We start from the raw sequence: 327 nt of genomic DNA on the forward strand, positions 1-327 counted from the left end.
TCCAGCGGCGTATGAACTGGAATGAGCTGCCAGAGATAAAGGAAACAAGAAGACCATAGTGATTCGATCTTGACTTACAAAAATCGTTAGTCGCTAATCGTCGGAGCTTGTACGCAGCTTTGATGAAAGATCAGAAGTCTTTTCCAGTGCCAGGAGGGTTCGTTCATTCCATTTCGCACGGGGTGGTTGGGAAGCTGGGAGTGGATTGTCAACACAAAACTAGACAATTTCATTAAGGTGTTTCTTCTTAAATTCTATAGGACTAAGGTAGTTGAGAGTGCCATGAATGCGAATATGATTGTACCAGTGGACATAATCAAATAAAGC

The 327-nt window shown here is 42.5% G+C and carries 1 protein-coding gene; it reads right to left on the bottom strand.

All coding sequences use genetic code 11. The annotated features are described in order from the left end of the window. Positions 1–219 precede the first annotated feature (219 nt). Positions 220–327: IS3 family transposase (locus LF817_RS20080; RefSeq protein ID WP_253937276.1), on the bottom strand; the 108-nt coding region annotated here is incomplete at its 5' end.

This window comes from Halobacillus sp. A1 (genome assembly GCF_024189295.1).
Classification (GTDB): domain Bacteria; phylum Bacillota; class Bacilli; order Bacillales; family Halobacillaceae; genus Halobacillus_A.